The sequence below is a fragment of the Roseburia sp. 1XD42-69 genome (genome assembly GCF_003612565.1).
Lineage (GTDB): Bacteria > Bacillota > Clostridia > Lachnospirales > Lachnospiraceae > Roseburia_B.
This window is the reverse complement of sequence record NZ_RAZG01000016.1, coordinates 1-20,282: the sequence shown is the minus strand read 5'-3', so window position 1 is coordinate 20,282 and position 20,282 is coordinate 1. Positions and strand designations below refer to the sequence as shown.

At 41.8% G+C, this 20,282-nt stretch carries 24 protein-coding genes and 2 pseudogenes; 17 read left to right on the top strand and 9 right to left on the bottom strand.

Translation table 11 applies throughout. From position 1 onward, the window contains the following. The first annotated feature begins 17 nt into the window (after positions 1–17). The 15 genes and pseudogenes from D7Y06_RS10020 (at position 18) to D7Y06_RS09945 (ending at position 8,519) form a co-directional block, all read left to right on the top strand. Positions 18–932: a DUF1385 domain-containing protein gene (locus D7Y06_RS10020; protein ID WP_120407663.1), complete on the top strand. Its 915-nt coding sequence runs from the start codon at positions 18–20 to the stop codon at positions 930–932. 41 nt (positions 933–973) lie between these two features. Next, positions 974–1,813: a peptide chain release factor N(5)-glutamine methyltransferase gene (gene prmC / locus D7Y06_RS10015; RefSeq protein ID WP_120407662.1), complete on the top strand. Its 840-nt coding sequence runs from the start codon at positions 974–976 to the stop codon at positions 1,811–1,813. Continuing rightward, complete coding sequence (prfA, locus tag D7Y06_RS10010; RefSeq protein ID WP_120407661.1) at positions 1,806–2,879, top strand: peptide chain release factor 1; 1,074 nt, start codon at positions 1,806–1,808, stop codon at positions 2,877–2,879. Before prmC ends, prfA begins: the two co-directional genes overlap by 8 nt. A gap of 62 nt (positions 2,880–2,941) precedes the next feature. Then, positions 2,942–3,340, top strand: coding sequence for a hypothetical protein (locus tag D7Y06_RS10005; RefSeq protein WP_120407660.1), 399 nt, complete (start codon positions 2,942–2,944; stop codon positions 3,338–3,340). Further along, positions 3,304–3,594 (top strand): hypothetical protein, encoded by a 291-nt coding sequence (locus D7Y06_RS10000; protein WP_147415625.1) that lies wholly within the window; start codon positions 3,304–3,306, stop codon positions 3,592–3,594. Before D7Y06_RS10005 ends, D7Y06_RS10000 begins: the two co-directional genes overlap by 37 nt. Positions 3,595–3,943: 349 nt before the next feature. Beyond that, the gene (locus D7Y06_RS09990) at positions 3,944–4,720 is read left to right on the top strand and encodes an EFR1 family ferrodoxin (RefSeq protein WP_120407658.1); all 777 of its coding nucleotides are present in this window, start codon (positions 3,944–3,946) and stop codon (positions 4,718–4,720) included. Continuing rightward, positions 4,710–4,902 (top strand): annotated as a pseudogene (locus D7Y06_RS09985) (cysteine-rich KTR domain-containing protein). Before D7Y06_RS09990 ends, D7Y06_RS09985 begins: the two are co-directional and overlap by 11 nt. 145 nt (positions 4,903–5,047) lie before the next feature. Further along, positions 5,048–5,489, top strand: a pseudogene (locus tag D7Y06_RS09980) (RNA polymerase sigma factor). After that, positions 5,476–5,727 (top strand): helix-turn-helix domain-containing protein, encoded by a 252-nt coding sequence (locus tag D7Y06_RS26980; protein ID WP_243119215.1) that lies wholly within the window; start codon positions 5,476–5,478, stop codon positions 5,725–5,727. The pseudogene D7Y06_RS09980 and the gene D7Y06_RS26980 overlap by 14 nt, the downstream one beginning before the upstream one ends. Before the next feature lie 301 nt (positions 5,728–6,028). Continuing rightward, entirely contained in the window at positions 6,029–6,427 is a 399-nt protein-coding gene (locus D7Y06_RS09970; protein ID WP_120407657.1) for a hypothetical protein, read from the top strand. Continuing rightward, a complete protein-coding gene (locus tag D7Y06_RS09965; RefSeq protein WP_016300354.1) occupies positions 6,424–6,879 on the top strand; it encodes a MarR family winged helix-turn-helix transcriptional regulator in 456 nt (151 codons plus the stop codon). Before D7Y06_RS09970 ends, D7Y06_RS09965 begins: the two co-directional genes overlap by 4 nt. A gap of 104 nt (positions 6,880–6,983) precedes the next feature. Further along, positions 6,984–7,442 (top strand): RNA polymerase sigma factor, encoded by a 459-nt coding sequence (locus D7Y06_RS09960; protein WP_120407656.1) that lies wholly within the window; start codon positions 6,984–6,986, stop codon positions 7,440–7,442. Then, positions 7,414–7,626: a helix-turn-helix domain-containing protein gene (locus D7Y06_RS09955; RefSeq protein ID WP_120407655.1), complete on the top strand. Its 213-nt coding sequence runs from the start codon at positions 7,414–7,416 to the stop codon at positions 7,624–7,626. Before D7Y06_RS09960 ends, D7Y06_RS09955 begins: the two co-directional genes overlap by 29 nt. A gap of 73 nt (positions 7,627–7,699) precedes the next feature. Next, a complete protein-coding gene (locus D7Y06_RS09950; protein ID WP_120407654.1) occupies positions 7,700–7,978 on the top strand; it encodes a hypothetical protein in 279 nt (92 codons plus the stop codon). A 301-nt stretch (positions 7,979–8,279) separates the two neighbouring features. Next, the gene (locus D7Y06_RS09945) at positions 8,280–8,519 is read left to right on the top strand and encodes a DUF6061 family protein (protein WP_006858432.1); all 240 of its coding nucleotides are present in this window, start codon (positions 8,280–8,282) and stop codon (positions 8,517–8,519) included. Between the two features lie 175 nt (positions 8,520–8,694). Here D7Y06_RS09945 and D7Y06_RS09940 read toward each other — a convergent pair whose 3' ends face one another. The 8 genes from D7Y06_RS09940 to D7Y06_RS09900 all read right to left on the bottom strand — a co-directional run bounded on the left by D7Y06_RS09940 (position 8,695) and on the right by D7Y06_RS09900 (position 17,267). Then, entirely contained in the window at positions 8,695–11,175 is a 2,481-nt protein-coding gene (locus tag D7Y06_RS09940) for an ABC transporter permease (RefSeq protein WP_120407653.1), read from the bottom strand. Then, a complete protein-coding gene (locus D7Y06_RS09935) occupies positions 11,172–11,846 on the bottom strand; it encodes an ABC transporter ATP-binding protein (protein WP_120407652.1) in 675 nt (224 codons plus the stop codon). Before D7Y06_RS09935 ends, D7Y06_RS09940 begins: the two co-directional genes overlap by 4 nt. A gap of 61 nt (positions 11,847–11,907) precedes the next feature. Beyond that, positions 11,908–12,999 carry a HAMP domain-containing sensor histidine kinase gene (locus D7Y06_RS09930; protein ID WP_120407709.1) on the bottom strand — a complete coding sequence of 364 codons (1,092 nt, stop codon included), beginning with the start codon at positions 12,997–12,999 and terminating at the stop codon, positions 11,908–11,910. A gap of 5 nt (positions 13,000–13,004) precedes the next feature. Continuing rightward, a complete protein-coding gene (locus D7Y06_RS09925; RefSeq protein ID WP_120407651.1) occupies positions 13,005–13,676 on the bottom strand; it encodes a response regulator transcription factor in 672 nt (223 codons plus the stop codon). Positions 13,677–13,850: 174 nt separating this feature from the next. Beyond that, on the bottom strand, positions 13,851–14,555 hold the full coding sequence (locus tag D7Y06_RS09920; protein ID WP_120407650.1) for a DUF6040 family protein: 705 nt from the start codon (positions 14,553–14,555) through the stop codon (positions 13,851–13,853). Continuing rightward, positions 14,533–16,254 carry a MobA/MobL family protein gene (locus D7Y06_RS09915; RefSeq protein ID WP_120407649.1) on the bottom strand — a complete coding sequence of 574 codons (1,722 nt, stop codon included), beginning with the start codon at positions 16,252–16,254 and terminating at the stop codon, positions 14,533–14,535. Before D7Y06_RS09915 ends, D7Y06_RS09920 begins: the two co-directional genes overlap by 23 nt. 327 nt (positions 16,255–16,581) lie before the next feature. Then, positions 16,582–16,896, bottom strand: a complete 315-nt coding sequence (locus tag D7Y06_RS09905) for a hypothetical protein (protein WP_006859028.1) — start codon at positions 16,894–16,896, stop codon at positions 16,582–16,584. 140 nt (positions 16,897–17,036) lie between these two features. Then, the gene (locus D7Y06_RS09900; RefSeq protein WP_004843519.1) at positions 17,037–17,267 is read right to left on the bottom strand and encodes a helix-turn-helix domain-containing protein; all 231 of its coding nucleotides are present in this window, start codon (positions 17,265–17,267) and stop codon (positions 17,037–17,039) included. Between the two features lie 171 nt (positions 17,268–17,438). Between D7Y06_RS09900 and D7Y06_RS09895 the strand changes: the two genes are divergently transcribed. Continuing rightward, complete coding sequence (locus D7Y06_RS09895) at positions 17,439–18,068, top strand: helix-turn-helix domain-containing protein (protein ID WP_120407647.1); 630 nt, start codon at positions 17,439–17,441, stop codon at positions 18,066–18,068. An 86-nt stretch (positions 18,069–18,154) separates the two neighbouring features. Then, a complete protein-coding gene (locus D7Y06_RS09890) occupies positions 18,155–19,450 on the top strand; it encodes a tyrosine-type recombinase/integrase (RefSeq protein WP_008400148.1) in 1,296 nt (431 codons plus the stop codon). Positions 19,451–19,820: 370 nt separating this feature from the next. Here the strand turns inward: D7Y06_RS09890 and D7Y06_RS09885 are convergent, their stop codons facing one another. After that, positions 19,821–20,156 carry a hypothetical protein gene (locus D7Y06_RS09885; RefSeq protein WP_147415623.1) on the bottom strand — a complete coding sequence of 112 codons (336 nt, stop codon included), beginning with the start codon at positions 20,154–20,156 and terminating at the stop codon, positions 19,821–19,823. Positions 20,157–20,282: the final 126 nt, after the last annotated feature.

Sequence of the window (20,282 nt, the reverse complement as noted above, 5' to 3'; positions counted from 1 at the left end):
GAAAAGTGAGGCGTGGAATGAAATATTCAAAAATCGGCGGCCAGGCGGTGATGGAAGGCATTATGATGAAAAACGGGAATCAGTATGCCGTGGCGGTGCGGAAGCCGGACAGCGACATTGAGGTGGAAATTTTTCAGTATGAAGGTATTGTGAAAAATGAAAAAATCAGGAACCTTCCTCTTTTGCGGGGAGTGTTCAGCTTTATTGAATCACTGGTGATTGGTATGGGAGCCCTTACATTTTCCGCCTCCTTTTTTGAGGAGGAAGAGCAGGATAAGGGAAAAGAAAAAGATGGGGAGAAGGAAAAAAAGAAGGAAGATTTTGCCATGACCCTTACCGTAGCCTTTTCCGTTCTTCTGGCGGTGGGGATTTTTATTCTCCTTCCCTACGGCATTTCCCTGGTTTTCCAAAAATATATTTCTTCCCATATGATAATTTCCCTTTTGGAAGGAATTCTGCGGCTTTTGATTTTTGTGGGCTATGTGGCGGGAATCTCCCTGATGCCGGATATTAAAAGGGTCTATATGTACCATGGCGCAGAACACAAGTGCATCAACTGTGTGGAACATGGCATGGAGCTTACCCTGGAAAATGTGAGGAAAAGTTCCAAACAGCACAAGCGCTGCGGCACCAGTTTTCTCTTGCTGGTAATGCTTATCAGCATTTTGCTGTTTATGTTTATCTATGTAAAATCCAGGTGGCTGAGGCTTTTTTTGCGCCTGGCGTTAATCCCTGTGATTGCGGGAATCTCCTATGAATTTATCCGTCTGGCGGGAAGAAAGGATAACGGGTTTGTGAATCTGTTGAGCAAACCGGGGCTTATGCTTCAGAAGATTACTACCAGGGAGCCGGAGGATTCCATGATTGAGGTGGGGATTGCCTCTGTAGAGGCGGTTTTTGACTGGAGAAACTTTTTAAAAGAAAATTTTTGATAAAAGTATCGTTTTTACAGGTTTTTTATGGGGGATAAGGTATGACATACCAGGAAGCGCTGCGGTATGGGCAGATACGCCTGATAGCGGCGGGAGTTTTGGAAGTGGAAAGTGATGCGTGGCTGCTTATGTCCGCTGTCTGTCGCATTGACAGGAATTTTTATTATGTTTACGGAAATGAGGAAATGATTAAAGAGCAGGAAAAGGAATATATGGCTCTCCTTGAAAAGCGGGCAGAGCGCATCCCCCTGCAATACATTACCGGGGAGCAGGATTTTATGGGGCTTAACTTTAAGGTAAATCCCGGCGTGCTGATTCCCAGGCAGGATACGGAAACTCTGGTGGAGGAAGTCTTAAAAGCAGTCACTCCCGGCATGGAGGTTTTGGACCTTTGCACAGGCTCCGGGTGTATTGCCGTAAGCCTTGCAAAATTTGTTCCTGGAGCAAAAGTACAGGGAGTTGATATCTCACCAGAAGCTTTAAAGGTTTCAGAGGAAAATGCCAGGAGAAACGGAGTGAACGTCCATTTTTTCCTCAGTGATATGTTTGGGCAGGTGGAAGGGAAATTTGATGTGATTGTGTCCAATCCCCCCTACATTCCCACAGGGGAAATCCAGGGGCTTATGCCGGAGGTTAAGGACTTTGAACCTCATCTGGCATTGGACGGAAAAGAGGACGGCCTTTGGTTTTACTGGATACTGGCAGGTGAGGGAAAAAAGTATTTAAAGCCCAAGGGAACGCTTATGGTTGAGATTGGATGTGACCAGGGAAAAGACGTAAGCAGGATTTTTAAAAATAATGGCTATTGTGATATAAAAGTGATAAAAGACCTGGCAGGTTTAGACCGGGTGGTAACAGGAAAGGACGAGAGACATGTTTGATAAATTAGAAGATTTAGTTATCCGCTTGGAGGAAGTGTTAAATCAGTTAAGCGAGCCGGATGTGGCAGGGGATACCGCCCGTTTTCGGAAGCTTATGAAAGAGCAGAGCGAACTTACCCCCATTGTGGAGGCTTACAAGGAGTATAAGCAGAATAAGCAGAATATCGAAGACTCCCTTGCCATGTTAGAGGAGGAGAGTGACGAGGAACTTAAGGCCCTGGCAAAAGAGGAGTTAAACGAGTCAAAACAGAAAGTGGAAGAGCTGGAAAATAAATTAAAGATTTTACTCCTTCCCAAAGACCCCAATGATGATAAAAACGTGATTGTGGAAATCCGTGCAGGGGCCGGGGGGGATGAGGCGGCATTGTTTGCTGCGGAAATCTACCGCATGTATGTGCACTATGCGGAGAGCCAGCGCTGGAAAGTGGAGATGGCGGAATGTGAGGAAATCGGCATCGGCGGCATGAAAAACGTGACTTTTATGGTGACGGGCCAGGGGGCGTACTCCGTGTTAAAGTATGAATCCGGGGTACACCGGGTACAGAGAGTGCCGGAAACTGAGTCCGGGGGACGTATCCACACCTCCACCATCACCGTGGCAGTAATGCCGGAAGCGGAGGATGTGGATGTGGAAATCGATGAAAAAGATATCCGCATCGATGTGATGCGGGCTTCCGGAAACGGCGGGCAGTGTGTCAATACCACGGACTCCGCTGTGCGCTTAACCCATTATCCCACAGGAATAGTGATTTACAGCCAGACAGAAAAGTCCCAGCTTCAAAATAAAGAGAAGGCATTTGCCCTGCTTCGGGCAAAGCTCTACGACATGGAGCTGCAGAAGCGCCAGGATGCGGAATCCGCAGAGAGGAGAAGCCAGATTGGGACAGGAGACCGCTCCGAGAAAATCCGCACCTACAATTTCCCCCAGGGGCGGGTGACAGACCACAGAATTAACCTTACCCTTTACAAACTGGACAAAATAATGAACGGGGATATCCAGGAGATTATTGACGCCTGCATTGCGGCGGATCAGGCAGCAAAGCTGGCGAATATGAATGAAGGGTAAGCGTGAAAGCGGCTGCTTGCTGCACAGATGGGATACGGCTTGTGGGATTTTAAGTGGAATCAATGGAAATGAAATATGCAAATCATATTTCTGAAATGATAAATGCTTTTTCACCGGCACCGTTACAAAGAGAGCAGATGAAGGAATTTTATTGTGAAGATACCATGGAATACCGCACAAGTGATAAGTATGACTCCCCGATAAAAGATATTTTTGCAGGTATTCTAAATATATTTGCAAAAATAAAAACAGATTTGAAATACAATGAAGAAACAAGAAAAGAATATAGGAAAAGAATCAGTGTACGTTCTAGTGAATGGATCGGTATATTGGGATGTGTGGCGGAAGAAATCTCAAAGAAAAAAGAGGGAAAACGCCTCATTATTATTTTTGAAGATTTGGATAAATTAAATCCCGAGGATGCATGGAAAGTTATTTTATCACAAAAACACTTCCCATGATTAAAATTGCAACGATAGAAAATAAGCCTTTCCAGGAAGGGATTGATATTATAGGGAAAATTGTTAGCAAACGTGCAGATTTAGCTTTATTTGACGAAGATGTTTTGAAGACACTGATTCAGTACACGGGAGGCTCTCTCAGGGATTTGTTTCATGTAATCAATGCATCGGCAAAGAGAGCGGAGCGCAGGGACAGTGAAAAGATTTCCGTGGAAGATGCGAGCCGTGCCCTGGAGGAGTTAAAGACTTATTGAAAGTTATGGGGATAACTTATGTATCTTTTTTTGTAGAAAATCCAGCCTATTTTCAGTTTTTGTATTCTCAATCCAATATTTAAATTGATTTATCCTTATCAATATCAGACAAAGAAAATTATAAGCCCTATATCATTTGCAAAGATGTAGTAAATAAATTATTGGAACAAGTACATTATCCATTAGAACAGCGGAATGATATTATCATAACAATATGGACATTTATACATGGGATTACTTCATTAGCAACTATGAATAATGTTTATTACAATAACAACTGGAAACTAAAAGTGATTGATTTTATGAAAATTTTTGAACTTTCCTTTTTGGATAACTCAGGAGAAAAAGTATGATTGGGATTTATTTTAGTGGAACAGGTAACACAAAATACTGTTTAGAAAAATTTGTAGCCTTATACGATGCTACGGCTGAAACGGTTTCTTTGGAAGAAAGTGCTGTAATAGGGAAAATCATGCTGCATAAGGACATTATTTTTGCCTATCCGATATATTACAGCAACCTTCCTAAGATAGTACGAGATTTTATAAATGATAATCAAACTATTTGGGAAAAGAAAAATATCTTTATAATTTCTACTATGGGGCTTTTTAGTGGGGACGGTGCTGGACTATCGGCACGACTATTCAAAAAATATAAAGCGCATATTTGGGGAGGGCTTCATTTGAAAATGCCGGACTGTATATGCGATGTTAAGGCTCTTAAACACTCACCATCTCAAAACCAACAAATCGTTTTTAATGCAGGCAAAGATATTCAATTAGCTGTAAACAAGCTGAAACAAGGTGTTCCGATAAAAGACGGTTTAGGGTTCTTTTATCATATAGCCGGATTCTTAGGGCAGCGTTTTTGGTTTATTAGCAAAACACTTCATTATTATGAAAACGTACATATAGATAAAACTGCTTGCATTGGTTGTGGTACTTGTGTTTCCACTTGTCCTATGCAAAATCTTTCTTTAATACAAGAAAAAGCGGTTGCAGGAAAAAAATGTACTCTATGCTATCGCTGCGCTAATCAATGTAAAAGAAAGGCTATTACTATTTTAGGAAAGCACGTAATTTCCCAATGGTCAATTAGTAATTGGGAGGATTTTAATGCAAAATGAACATTGGATTTTATGTCCTATATGTGGAGGAAAGACAAGATTAAAACTTCGAGAAGATACCGAATTAAAAAGATTTCCCTTGTACTGTCTGTCCTAAATGTAAACAAGAAACTCTAATTGATGTAACACAATTTAATATTTCGGTTATCAAAGAGCCGGACGCACAGACACAGAGCCGATAACACGCAAGAGTAAAAAATGCGGTTATCGGTTCTTTTTTGTAATCAATAATCAAAGGGGCGACAGCCTCAATGTTGTTGCCCCTCTGATATAAAAGCAACTGTTAACCAAACACCGCCCCATGTGGGGAGAAAGGGGGAAATTTCTATGGATTGCACAGAAGCATACAGGGAACACATCATGTATTCTTTCAATGGCTTTTGCAAAGTCGTTATACGCTATGCCGCTGTCAACGCATGGCGCAATAGGAACAGGCGGCGGCAAAGAGAAATATCCTTTGAATACCTCACAGAAGAAAAGTTCTATCCTAAGCACATCAGATGAATACTTCACATCACCTTACGAACAATACCCCGTTACAATTTGCGGTCAGACAATCATACTCACCAATGGCGAGCTTGCTGCAGCCCTGTTATCTTTGCCGGAGAAAAAGAGGGAAATCATTTACCTTTACTTTTTCGGGAATTACACACAGCAGGAAATCGGGGATTTATACGGGCATTGTAAAAGTACGGCATGGCATTACATACACAGTGCCTTGCAGATGTTGCAGGAGGAAATGGAGGTGCTTTTGCGTGGGGAATCCTAAACTCATACCGTATGAAACCATTGTCCGGGCGACCAGCGGAGAGCCGGAAGCCGTGGAGGAAGTTTTGCGGCATTACAGCAAGAGAATCCGGGTGCGAATGCTCATGTACGGTAAAGAAGCAAGCAACCGAAAACAAGAGATAGACCGCCAGCACCGCACTATTCCGAACCAAAGAAACCAAAGAGCAAAAGACAAGCATTGTGGAAATGTGCATAACAGGCTATGGAATCATGGATAACTCTATTCACAGCACATGGAAAAGCTGAAGAGCAGCTTTCCCACGTCCTGCAAACAGAGTTACCCACAATTCCATAAGACAGCCAGTTATACACATTACAGCACAATGCCGACTACTACGGAATCCCTCTCATTCATACATCTTTTGGGACATTTCCATATATGACAGACAAACAAATAAAAATTTGAACACTATCATAAAAGTCAAGAAATATTATCTTGCTTTATCTTGACTTTTTTAATCATGTCCATTATAATAAGTGTGCTTATAATAAGCAAACTTATTATTGGAGGTATCAAGAATGTTCAAGTACGAAAACATGGTGTCTGGAAATATTGACATCAAAAAATTATGGGAACTTTATAGTAATGTTTCCCGTTGGAAAGAGTGGGATAATGATGTGGAAAATGTAGTGTTGCATGGTAACTTTGCGACTGGTAGTAATGGAATTATGTCAATGAAAAATGGGCAATCACTCCCGTTTGTGATTGACAGCATTGATACTGAAAGGGAATTTACTACAAGTTCTCATTTAGGCAAGATTACCATATCGTTTGGTCATGTTATAACAGAAAGCACTATAACACATACGGTTATCATTAGTGGAGGGGCAGACGAGCAAATGGAAGGTATGGGCAGAGGAATAACAGCCAACTTGCCTAACGCAATGGATAAATTGTTGTCTATGGTATCACAATGAAGGAGTCACGATATAATTCGCGCGATGAAAGCATTGGTTTGTTATTTTGGCAAGTATCTACTCTTTGGCAAAGGGCGGTTAAATCAGTTTTACGTCAGTTTGATTTGACACATACTCAATATGTCATACTTGCTGTTATTGTTGAATTAAGTGAAAGTGATATTGAAATTACGCAAAAGAAAATATCCGATTTCTCGATGATTGACCCTATGACAGTATCGTCAACATTACGTTTGCTGGAAAAGAAAGGATTAACGCAAAGAATCCAAAGTAAAGTTGACAGTCGTGCGAATACAATCTGTAATACAGATAATGGATTATCTGTATTAAAAGAAGCGATTAAAGCAGTAGAAAGTGTTGACATTAGTTTTTTCTTTGAGACAGAAAATGATACAGAAGTATTTCAAAAATTATTGTTCCAACTGAAAAATAAAAACAATAAAAATTTGTAAAACGGACGTTCCTCTGCCCTGTCGTTATCTGTCTCTCATCTGAATTATAGTAATTTAACTGTCAATCATGCACCACCCCATGTGGGGGAAAGGGGGAATCATTTATGCCTTGCATAGAAGCATACAGAGAACACATCATGTATACGTTCAACGGCTATTGCAAGACCGTCATACGCTTTGCGGCTATCAACGCATGGCGTGACAGGAGCAGACGGCGGCAAAAAGAAATATCCCTTGAATACCTCACAGAAGAAAAGTTTTACCCTTTAGGCACAACAGACGAATATTTTGAAGCACCCTATGAAGAACACCCTATAACGATATGCGGTCAGACAGTTATCCTTACCAATGGGGAGCTTGCCGCTGCCCTGTTATCCCTGCCGGAGAGAAACCGGGAAATCATATTCCTTTACTTTTTTGGGGATTATACACAGCAGGAAATCGGGGAAATGTACGGACGTTGCCGGAGTACGACCGGGTATCAAATCCGCAGGACTTTACGGCTCCTGCAAAAGAAAATGGAGGTGCTTTCGCATGGGGAATCCGAATCTTTTGCCCTATGAAACGATTGTCCGGGCGACCAGCGGCGAGCCGGAAGCCGTAGACGAGGTTTTACGGCATTACAGCAAGCGAATCCGAATCGCCGCCATTGAAAACGGGCATATCGACAGGGATACCGAGGACAGCATAAAATCCCGGCTTGTCGCTGCCCTGTTCAAGTTCCGTTTTGATGAACATGAAGCATAAAAAATCGCTTTCATTTTTGGGAAAACGGGTATATAATAAAGCAACGACAAATCGGGATTGATGGAGGGCAACTATGGAATATAAGGACTATATTAAGCAAGGCTTGAATGGGAACGCCCCATTAAAATTAATATTATGCGGAAATATACAGGAGACGGAAAATGATAAAGTAGGTGTTGTATCAGTTGTGTATGCTACAAATGATAAAGACTTAGCAGAACAAAAAATGAATGAATTGATTGCCGTCAAACCTAATAATTATTACATGGTTTATAGTGTGCCTCTAAATGTTGATTTGACGGAACTTTCTCATTATCCTTCAATAGCAATTTCTAAAGATGATTTACAATAAAAGCAATTCCAGTTGATATTGCACTTATTTTAGGAAATTTAATAACTGTTATATTTGATTATCAAATTCTTCGCAAACCCTTGAAAATACTAAGTTTGTAGCAAGTGAGCTTTCCCTTACTCTTTCCCTTGTGTTACATTCTCCCATTGGTTTTCATGAACCTTAATATGGGAAAATTTAAGGGAAAGAATATTTTTAACGCATCATAACATATAACAATGACGACATGGTGAACTGATTGAAATGTTTTCGATATTTAACTCTATAACTGATTATCAAAAGAAAATGGAGATAAGATACGATGAGAACAATTTATGCAGAATACAACATAAACCACGATAGTATTGATGTTTATACAAGTGCCGGATATATGCTTCGCATTGATTGCTGGGAAGCTGAAAAAGATTTAAAAACCACATATGGATCAGAATGTGCACTTACTTCATTGGCTGTGGATGAACCTTTGGAATATGCAAGATTATATCTTGAGGGCAATTTACAGATGTGGGTGGATGCAGAAGATTCATTAGAACTTTATTAGGAAAGAAGTGAGATAGTATTGTAGGAAGTTTCCTGTAGTTAAAGATACCACACCAAACATAATAACACCACGCTTATACGGGACTTAGCACACCCCAAAAGAACATACAGAAATCCCCCATAAGCAACAAGGTTTGCTTATGGGGGATTTCTTGTTTTAATTGTCGTTTTTGATATTATTCAACAGTCTCAATAGAATCCACAATGCTCATTCTTGCAATAGAACGCAGAGGAATTGCCGTTGCAAGCAGGCAGGCCACAATAGAAATAATCGCAGCTTCCACAATCGCCATAACCGGAACAGCGACAAGCTGTAAAGCAACGGTCTGTGCTGCTCCGACAAAGATACAGCAGACATAGCCAAGCACTGCTCCAATCACTGACGCAATGATACCGTAATAAGCGCCCTCCCACAGAAATGTTTTATAAAGGCTTGCGGCACTCATTCCAATAGCCCGCTGCATCCCGATTTCACCGACACGAGTATGAATATTGCTGTAAACGGTATTGATGATGTTCAGGATGCCAATGATACCGATAAAGATGATAAGCACCCAGCACAGCATTTTGATCTGTTCAAAGCTTTCTATCATCTCATTGCTGCTTTGGAGATAGGAAAGCCAATGTGTTCCTGGATAATTGCTGCACCAGCTATCCAACCAGCTTTCAAAGGTATCTGTATCGGCGTTATCCTGTAATGTAGGATAGACTTCTGAATAACTGTCGTTTCCGAGCAGTGAACAGTATATTTCGTCATTCACGATGAGTTGAACACCATTCGTAAAGCCATCATTATTGATTGTGATTGCTGTATCGATCAATCTTAATACAGGAAGTGTTCTGTCTCCCAGTTGAATGGTATCACCTACGGTAAGATCAGTCTGCTGAACAGTTGTATCTCCATAAGAAAAGGCAATGGGATTTTTTACAAGGCAGCCTGTTCCATCTTTCAAAGCCTGTTTATCCTGAGCAGACAAGTTAGGAGCATAGATTTGTAATTGTGCTTCATCCACATTTACAAGCTGCAAGGTTTCATGGCTTTGTACGGAAAGATCAGTTTCAAAGGGCAGTATATCACCGGCACCTGGCATAAATACAGAAAGCCGTGTAGTGGAAATACTTTCTACTGCGTCATTTTCCGCTAATGTATTTACGGCTTCTGATGGGATGCCAACGGTTTCATTTGTAACTGCATAGTCGCTGAAATACATGTCCTGAACGGAACTGCTGGCATCAAGCAGCCCTGTAAAGCTCTGCAAGGCAACAAATACGGTAATACTCATAACCAAAGACAGAATGGTAACTGCTGTTCTTCCACGCCCTCGTTTTAGGTTGAGCCTTGCATAATAAGCTTCGAAATTACGGATGTTGCGGTTCCTTTTTATCCTGCGTTTGATTTTCACAGTCTGCCCAGACATAGCAACAGTAGGAGATACATGGGATGCGTACCGGGCAGCAGGAAAGGCAGCCAGCAGAGCAAACAGAAGTATGACTGCGATACTGGCAAAGAGCATTGGTAGTTTTACCGTACTGGCGGTGTTGATTGCAGAGTTCAATTCGGAAGTGCTGTTTGCCATGAACAGATCGGGATTGAGAAGTCCCGTAGCCGCAATCAATACACCTTTTGCCGACAATATACCGAGCAGCAATCCGATAGGAATACCGGCTCCACAGAGAATCAAAAGCTGCAAAGAAACCAAACGATAAATTTGCCCTCGTTCTCCACCAATCGCACGAAGTGTTCCGTATTCTTTGATGCGTTTTGTGATAGAGATTTTCAGAATGTTGTAGATTACCAGCCCAGCCGCCAGCAAGACCAGCACACCCACCAAAATACACGCCGCAGTCATAAATGAAAATCCCGTACCGGTATCGCTGTCTGCCGCTTCATCATAGGAAATACCAATAGCGTCAAGCAAAACCCAGTTATATTGGATATACCGTTCATCCACGTTCAAATCTTCTGCGAGAGCATAAATGATGCTTTGAAAATTCTGCTTGTCATAAGTCTTAAAATCTGTGGAATAAAGCAGATACTCTTCTGGCAACAGTTCTTCTGCGGTTCCCTCACCGACAATCCCCTCAACCGTACCAGATGCGTAGCCGATATAGCTGCTTTCCAGAATGCCCGTCAATACAAAATCAGCAGAATATTCTAACTCTGACAGCGATCCATCCATAACGGAAACACTCAAATCCAGAGAAACGGTATCGCCAATTACAGCGTCCAATCCAAGATATTGAAGCGCATCCTCCGACAGGGCAATCTCAATCGCTTCCTCTGGTAATCGTCCCTCTTTTACGTTTCCGATTGCCGGGTACATAGATAATGCGTTATCGTGATATTCCCGAAGATATAAAGATAAACTACTGTTGCCTAATGGTGTGCTGCCGATAAAGATCGTATCGCCTACATCATATATGCGATCATCTTCATGCAGCTTTTGCGCCTGTTCCTTGCCAAGCTGATGAAAGGTTGCATAACGGTTTCCGTTCAGACCCGCCGCCTGCTGAATACGCATGGATTGCAATATACCAATAGACTGACCGATCACTGTCGTCATAATCGTGGACATGATAACGGCAACCAAGATCAGGATTGCCGTGATTTTCTGTGCTTTCAGTTCTTTCCATGCAAGAGCTAAATAAGATTTCATCTTTCTGTCACCTCCGAAAGAACACCGTCCACAATTACAAATTGCCGGTCTGCCATTCTTGCAATGCGGCTGTCGTGAGTGATGATAACAAGCGTTTTTCCCATCTTTTTCCATATGCTTTGCAGCATTTCCATAACCTCACCGCCGCTCTTGCTGTCCAGATTTCCAGTCGGTTCGTCAGCAAAAATAATATCCGGCTTTGCAATAAGAGCACGGGCAATCGCTACACGCTGTTGCTGACCGCCGGAAAGTTCATGGGGCAAATGGGTCAGCCGTTCACGAATACCTAACAACTCCGTAAGCTGATTTAGATATACTTCGTCCGGCTGCTTTTTGTCCAGAAGCAGGGGCATGATGATGTTTTCTTTTGCGGTCAGCACAGGGAGAAGATTGAATTGCTGAAAGATAAATCCGATGCGCCGACGGCGAAATGAGGACAGTTCTTTGTCATTAAAACGATAAATGTCTTTTCCATCGTATGTCAGACTGCCGGAAGTCGGCTTGTCCAGTCCAGACAGCAGGTGGAGCAAGGTACTTTTGCCGCTGCCAGATGGCCCCATAATAGAAATAAAATCGCTGGATGCAATTTCAAGGTTGACTTTATCCAACGCAACGACACGGCTCTCGCCGCTGCCGTAGATTTTCGATAGTTCCTTTGCTTCAATGTTCATAAAAAACACTCTCCTTGTTTATAATATAAGGAGAGTGTAAAACAGAAATCTCAAAAAACGCTCAAGGTTTCTGATTTATTTGGAAAGAAGCAGTAGCCGTTGCACCATAACTTTTTCTGTTTTCCAGTGTAAGTGTTCCTCCATGCTTCAGACATAGTATCTGGCTGCTGTATAGCCCCATACCAAAGTGTGCGGAGTCTTCTTTCATTTTTCCAAACGGTTTCGGGCCGCTTTGTATTAACTCCACAGGATAGCCTGGCCCATCGTCTGTAACTGATAGATGCAAGAAGTTTCCTTTCCGTTCCAAATGAATTTCAATTTTACTCTTTGCAAACCGAGCTGCATTTCCAATTAGATTTTCAGCAACGGTTAAAACCAATCCATGATCTAATTGTATTGTCCCCTTATCAGGTGCGGAAACAGACGGTTCTAATGCTCCTGCAAGAATTTTTGCTGTTTCCTCTAATTCAGAATGTAGCAGTGAATAGGAATACTCGTTTATCCGCACCGGCATTTGTTCTAATCGTTGGATGCTACTCATAGCTTCTACATACCGTTCAATCCGTAATGTATAGCTTTCCAATCTGTCAATGGCTTGTTCATCTGCTGTTCCCTGCCGCAGTAATTTTATAGTTCCCTTTAAGACCGTGATCGGATTGCGCAAGTCATGGGAAAAGGCGGCATTTAGCCTTTTCCGTTCTTCTGCCTGCCGCCACAGTTCCTGATTTGATTTCAGAAGTTCTTCACGCATAGTATCAAAGGCGGTGCAGAGCTGCCCCAATTCATCATCAGAATGGACAGGCATAGAAAAGTCAAGGTCATGGTTCCGAATCCGTGAAATCCCATTCCGTAGCGTGGAGATTGGCTGTTTCAATTTGATATGATAATATAATATGCCGGATAGAGCCAGCCCGCCCATAGGGAGAACAATGCAGGACACAATTTGAATGATACCAAGCATGGACAATATATTTTGCTGGGTCTCTGTGGGGGTTTCCATTTTAACGATTGAACCGTCTGCTAAAATTTCTATTCCACCGGAGGGAAAGGTGCTGCTGATTGAATTGCATATCATAAAGACTAAGCCTAACATCAGGAGAGCCACCAAAACACAGGAAGCAGATAGGACGAGAAAAGTTTTCTTTAATTCCATATTTTTCAGACGTTCCACCGATAACCACACCCCCAAACTGTATCAATATAACTGTGAAGCGTACAAGCAGCCAGCTTCGCCCGGATTTTCCTGATATGTTCCATGACAGTATCACTGTTACCCTCGCCGTCAAGTCCCCACACTGTTTCATAAATACGCTCCCGGTCAAATACCTGTCCGGCATTCAGCGAAAGCAGCTCCACAATATCAAATTCCCTTTTTGATAAAGCAACAGGTTCACCCGCCACTGTGACGGTTCGGGCTGAATAATCAATCGTCAGTTCACCAAAGAAGCGAATTGTCGCTTTATTCCTGTGTCGCTGCTCCCTCCTCAGATGTGCGGCAACTCTCGCCCCTAATTCGTCCAAATCAAAAGGCTTAATGATATAATCGTCGGCACCTGCCTGAAAGCCGATGATTTTATCGGCAGATTCGACCCTTGCCGTCAAAAAAAGAATGGGGCAAGTAATAAGCTCCCGAATTTTCTGACAAAGGGTCAATCCGTCTATGTCCGGCATATTGATGTCGAGCAGGATTAAATCGGGCTGTCTTGCTAATTTTTGAAGTGCTTCATTTCCGCAATAAGCGGTCAACACCTCATATTGAGAAGAAAAATAACTCGTCATCATATCTACAATTCCCGGTTCATCATCAACAATAAGAAGCCTTTGTTTCATGCTACCATCTCCATTTGCAATTCATAATATTTATCGTAACAGCCAAATCTCAAAAAACACTCAAACTTTTGCCGTCAGGAAAGTATAAAATCAATAGACTGATAAATTTATTATAACATCACTCTGCTGATACAGCCAGTCCGTAAATTCTTTCCGGGCTGGCTGTTCCTATTGTTACAGTCTTTTTTTCAACCAGACTTTAAGATAACACCTAAGTCCAACATATACTCCCTGCAAAAGTACAAAAAGCAATAGAAGATTTATTGACATTATTTTTTTGATGGATTCTCCAAAATAAATGATGACAGCAGTACTTGTCAGTATCATCAGTAGAGTAATGACATCCCAACACTTTTCCCTATATAATGCTATAACCTTTATTTCTATCAGTATCGCCAGTATCCCTGTTCCTGCTACACATATTCCTACAATTAATATTAGCAATATCCAATATACCATTCCGGCTATAATCTCATTTGGAATTTTTGTGCTGATCTGTGCCACAGATTGCCCGGCAGCAATCGTCCATCCGATAAAAGTTTGTATGAATGACGTTGCATCATGGAAGAATGATTTACAATCGGAAAGGAACACATCTGACTGTACTGCCTGAAAAAGAGTGGTTGTCAACGAATACCATGCAAGAAGGAACAAGGTTGTTTGGAACATTACCGTTTTTGCTTTATATTGTCCTGCAAGTCGCTCTTTTTGTGTTTCGTATTTTGCTTTTGCATTCTGATAGGCTGTCCGGTCACAGGCTTCACATTTTTCATAGAGTACCTGCTTTTCTACCGGTATTTCTACGATTTTCTGATGTGTCCGGGCATAATCCCGTTCCTGTGTTAAATAGCATATTTTATCTTGACATTCCTCTATCATGACGTTTGCGCTTCGCAGCTTCTCTTTCTCGATCCGCAATGCTCTGTCTGCCAGCTTCAAGTCGTTCTTTAATGCTTGAATATTCCCGGCTCTGTTCTCTTTGTTTAATTTCTCGTTCAAGGTCAGAGATTCGCTGAGCTGCGTCTTCAGTTCCACGATAAGCTGGTCTTTCTGTTCCAGTTCTTCTTGTATCTCCTCGGTCAAGAGCAGAAGTTCTTCCAACTGTTCTGCGTTCTTTGATTCTCTGGATTCGTTCATCTATATCACGTCCTTTCCTTATTTGCTGTTCCAGTTCAGCAATTCGGTGTTCTGTTTCAGCAATAAACTGTTTTCGCTGTTCAGCTTCTGTGCCAATTTCTGCCATTGCTGATTTTCGTTTTCCAAAAGTTCTATTTTCGTTTTCTGTTCTTCCATCTTGGAAAGCAGTTCTTCGGTATTTGGCAAAATGTTGAGCAGCTCGGATAACTCGCTGTTTAATTTTTGCAATTTCTGATTCTGTTCCTGCATAAGAGAGAGTTGGGTGTCCCGGTTCTGCATTTCCAGAATCATTTCTGCTATTAAGGTCTGCTGTTCTTCGATTTGACCAATCATGGATTCCATTAAGGGTATAATTTCCCGGCTTTCTTCTAATGTCATTTAATCGCTCCTTCCATAATGATAATGCACTCGATACTTTTCCAAAGGTGTCCAGTATCTTTTGCAATAACGTGTTTTGTTGTTTTATGATTTGATTTTCCGCTACTTTCCACGAACCTTTTATTTCCTGCCCGGCAAGAAACTTTTGTTCAATCTTTCTTGCGTCAGCGCCTTCATGGATGGTAGGAATCTGGAGTTTTCCCTGTTTTTCATAAGAACGGTGATCGACCTGATTATGCAAAGGAAGATGTTCATTACACACCTTTGCCCACTCACTCCGCCACAGTTCACAATTTTTTGGATTGTTCCATCCGGTAGCATCGGTCAGCACCCGTTTCCATTGCAGGCGGTTTCTTGCACCAATCTTCTGAATTCCGTTTTCGTCTAATACAGGGATACGGATTCCATGACGGTCAGGGTTTTTCTTATCCTGCCACCAGTTCGGATGGGATTCATCAATCACGATATTTCCGTTTTTATCTTTGACAAAATCCCAATCCTTGACTTCTTTCTTTCCCCAAGAATGATCCGGGTTAAAAGGACGCATAGTCAGAAGCAGATGGACATGGGGGTTGCCATCCCCTTTATCGTGGATACTCCAATCAGCACACATTCCTCTATCTACAAAAGTTTTTTGAATATAGTCAGTTGTATATTGAATTTGTTCCTGTCTGTTCCATTCTTTGGGAAGGGCAAATTCAAATGACCTGCCAAGTTGGGCATCTGCATTTTTTTCAATCTTCAATACCTCATTCCATAACCTTTGTTTCTGAAATGTGATTTTAAATTTTTCTAAAGCAGCTTCTTTATCTTCTGATCTTTTGTATCGGACAGATTTTTGAAAGCGCTTTATATTTTCTTCTGGTACTATCTGCCATTCAGGAGGTGCGTTTTCACACATCATCAGCCGAGTGTAGACCACTTCTTTTTTAGAAGTGTAATAACTGATTCTCCCGGTTTCCTCGTTTTTCATCACATCCCCATTGAGATATGCGGAAGCGGAGATAACAGATTTCCCTTTACTTCGTCCGACTATTTTGACTGTGTAATGAAAAATCGCCATGTCTGGATTCCTCCTTTCTGCACATCCGGCATAGATTTCCGGCAACATTGCTTTCAGTTTTAGAAAAAGCAGTATTACCGGAACGCCCTCTGCGTAAGGGTGCCCTGCGCATAGCAGCCTGCATGGAATGCGCCCCTCTGGCGAAGAGTGCCTCCTGCGGCATGAGCAGGTCTGGCTGAAAGCCCCGCCGACGGAACGAGCCCGGCAAGCGTGAGCGCAGACCGGTTGCCACTTGTGGCAAACTTATTGGGACGACCTCTGGTTGTCCATAAGTGCGCCCTTCATGAAAAAACAATGAAGGGAATGAAAAACTCATCCCCTCCGCCATTACACTTCCTCCATATCGGTATTTGTTTCTTTCTGCATTGCCTTTGAGAAAAATTTCCCATTGGCTTCCTGCTTTTTCAGAAAACCAATCAGCTTTGGGATATCTTCCTCCTCAATAGGCGCACCAAGAACGGATTCCACCGCACCGCCAACCTGACAGAGCCTATGGGTTCGTTTTTTACTTTCTTCGGCTTTCTTTCGTTTTAGAAGTTCTTTCTTCTGTGCTGCATATCGTTTTGCTTTTTCAAGGCTTTCCTGTTCCTTCTTTTCCATTTCAAGCATTCGTTCTTCATAACTTTTTGTTGATTTTGCCATTATTACATTCCCCTTTCTTTTGCAAACATAAGTTCTCGGTTGCGTATCAGAAGAAGCACATGGTATAATCTTCTTGCGTGTAGGTATATCATGGCTTCGGTCTGATAGAACCTTTGGCGGTTTCTTCGGAAGCCGCCTTTTTAATTTGCCGCAGTTCTTGTTACGGCTTTTACATTTCCTCTATCCCTCAAATCACGACCTTCATTCGCTTCCATAAACATTTCCAGAATATCGGTTTTAATCAGGACTTTGCGACCAACCTTTAATACTGGAAGTTTCTTCCATTCTACAAGCTGTCTTAAGGTATTTCTGCCGATTCCCGTATAGTCAGCAGCTTCTTCGATGGATAATGCAATTTTTCTTTGCGTCATATAATCACCTCCTTATAAATTGCATTATGCAATTCTTGTGATGTAAGTATATCCTTTTCATATCTTTTTGTCAAGCGTTACGAAATATTAAAAACAAACTTTATATTGCATATTGCAATTTCAGAAAAACAATGCTATAATTCATACATACCGAAAAAGGAGGCAGTCAGCATGAAAGATAAAGAATTACGTAAGCTGATAGGCAGCAGAATAAAACAGCGCCGTCTGGAATTGAATCTGACACAGCCTTATGTCGCAGAAAAGATGGGTGTTACCGCTTCTACAGTCCTGCGTTATGAGAATGGTTCGATTGACAATACGAAAAAAATGGTGCTGGAAGGTCTTTCGGAAGCACTCCATGTATCTGTGGAATGGCTCAAAGGGGAAACAGATGAATATGAAACCGACATTACGGATAAGAGAGAGTTACAGATTCGTGATGCGATGGGAGATATTCTGGAACAGTTACCGCTTGCCCTTACCAAAGAAGAAGATGCTTTTTCAAAAGATTTATTACTGCTGATGTTAAAACAATATGGTCTGTTTTTGGATTCCTTCCAGTTCGCCTGCAAAAACTTCAAGGGAAATGCTGGTCAGACGGATATTGCCAAAACAATAGGGTTTGAATCGAATGAGGAATATAATGAGATTATGTTCTTAAGGGAAATCACTCCTACCATCAATGCTCTTAATGAGATGGCAGACGTTGTAAGGCTCTATTCCAAGAAACCAAAAACAGCAGAACAAAGGCTTGCAAATCTTTTATCAGAAGTCTTATACGAAGATTCCGAATCGGTATAGTAAGACAACCGGAGTTATGATATACTTACACGCACGAAGCATTTCATCAGTTCCGATTGTCTAATATCGAAAGGAGATATACGATTATGGCAAAAGGATCTGTAAGAAAAAAAGGAAAGAAATGGTACTACCGCTTCTATGTAGAGGACGCAAGCGGCAATCTTGTTCAGAAAGAATGCGTTGGAACAGAAAGCAAAAGTGAAACTGAAAAACTGCTCCGTCAGGCAATGGATGATTATGAGAAAAAGAAATTTGTTGCCAAAGCGGAAAATCTCACAGTCGGACAACTTCTGGATGTGTGGGCAGAGGAGGAATTAAAAACAGGTACGCTCAGCAATGGTACTGTGGAGAATTACCTCGGAACAATCCGAAATATTAAGAAACACCCATTGGCAGAACGGAAATTAAAAAATGTAACCTCTGAGCATTTGCAATCCTTCTTTGATTTGCTTTCCTTTGGGGGAGTTCATCCCGATGGAAAAGAGAGAAAGGGTTACAGCAAAGATTACATCCATTCTTTTTCCGCAGTCATGCAGCAGTCCTTCCGCTTTGCAGTATTTCCAAAACAGTATATTACGTTCAATCCCATGCAGTATATTAAACTGCGGTATCAGACGGACGAAGTTGATTTGTTTTCGGATGAGGACATGGACGGAAATATCCAACCAATTTCACGAGAAGATTATGAAAGACTGCTTGCGTATCTTCAAAAAAAGAACCCAGCCGCAATACTTCCAATCCAGATAGCCTATTATGCCGGGCTTCGTATTGGAGAAGCCTGTGGTTTGGCATGGCAGGACGTAAATCTGGAAGAACAATGCCTTACCATAAGACGTAGCATCCGATATGATGGCTCAAAGCGCAAATATATCATCGGACCAACCAAGCGGAAAAAAGTGAGGATTGTTGATTTTGGAGATACGCTGGTAGAGATTTTCCGTAATGCCCGGAAAGAGCAGTTAAAAAATCGAATGCAGTATGGAGAACTTTATCACACGAACTACTACAAAGAGGTCAAAGAGAAAAACAGAGTGTACTACGAGTATTATTGCTTAGACAGAACAGAGGAAGTCCCGGCAGATTATAAAGAAATTTCTTTCGTCTGCTTAAGACCTGATGGCTGTCTGGAACTTCCGACTACTTTGGGAACGGTATGCAGAAAGGTAGCAAAAACATTAGAGGGATTTGAAGGCTTTCATTTCCACCAGTTACGTCACACCTATACAAGCAACCTTTTAGCAAATGGAGCTGCCCCAAAAGATGTGCAGGAATTGTTGGGACACTCAGATGTCAGTACCACAATGAACGTCTATGCTCACTCCACAAGAGATGCGAAACGAAAATCGGTTCGGCTTCTTGATAAAGTGGTGGGCAATGACTAAAAAATTTCCCTTATTTCCCTTGTGATTATCTCATAAGGGCAAAAATAAGGGAAACTACATATCATTTCACTAATAGATGGGCGGGAAAGCCTGTAAAATGGGGAAAGTTAGAGAGATAATTATATAAATTCCAGTTTGTAGAATTGCAGCCAGTTAAAAACTGAATAACCGCCGCTACATAGAAACGGCACACCAAGACAGGAAATCAAAAAAAGGTTTCCTGTTTTTTTGCGCCTATTTTTGGCATTTTCAAAAATCGCCAGTATTATGCCGTGCAAAGGGGAAATTGAAAGAAATTTCCTCTCCCGTTTGGCAAATCCGCAGGCTGTCCGTGGAGGGCGGGCAAGAAGAAATTTTCACAAATCCCCGCCTATTCGAGCTTGCGTGGTGTTGTAAGGAATGAGGGGGAATTTCTGTAAATCAATGTCCATTTTCCTTTTTGCTGGTTTGTAGGTATTAGCGAGAGAAATATCGCCGCTACTTTGGCAAAATCCCCGCTTGCGGCACTAAAGGTATTGAGGGAAGCCCACACAGGGAAAGCCGCCACTTTCTTAGAGCAAGATTCTACCACAGTACCAAATTTCGCTAATCGCTCATTTTGTCCTATGGGAATCTTGTTGGGGTTGCCACCCCAAGCCCGCCTTTTTGCGGCTTGCGCCGCTTGAAAAATCCCCGAAAAAATATTTTCGGATTTTTCAAAAAACACTTCCGCTTTGCCCCCTGTTTTTCTCCTATTGGTGAGAGGGCAAACCATAAAAAGAAAGCAATTTGGTAATATGTCAAGAGGAAAATGAAAAAGATTTTCATGGAAAAGGGTAACCTTAATAGACCT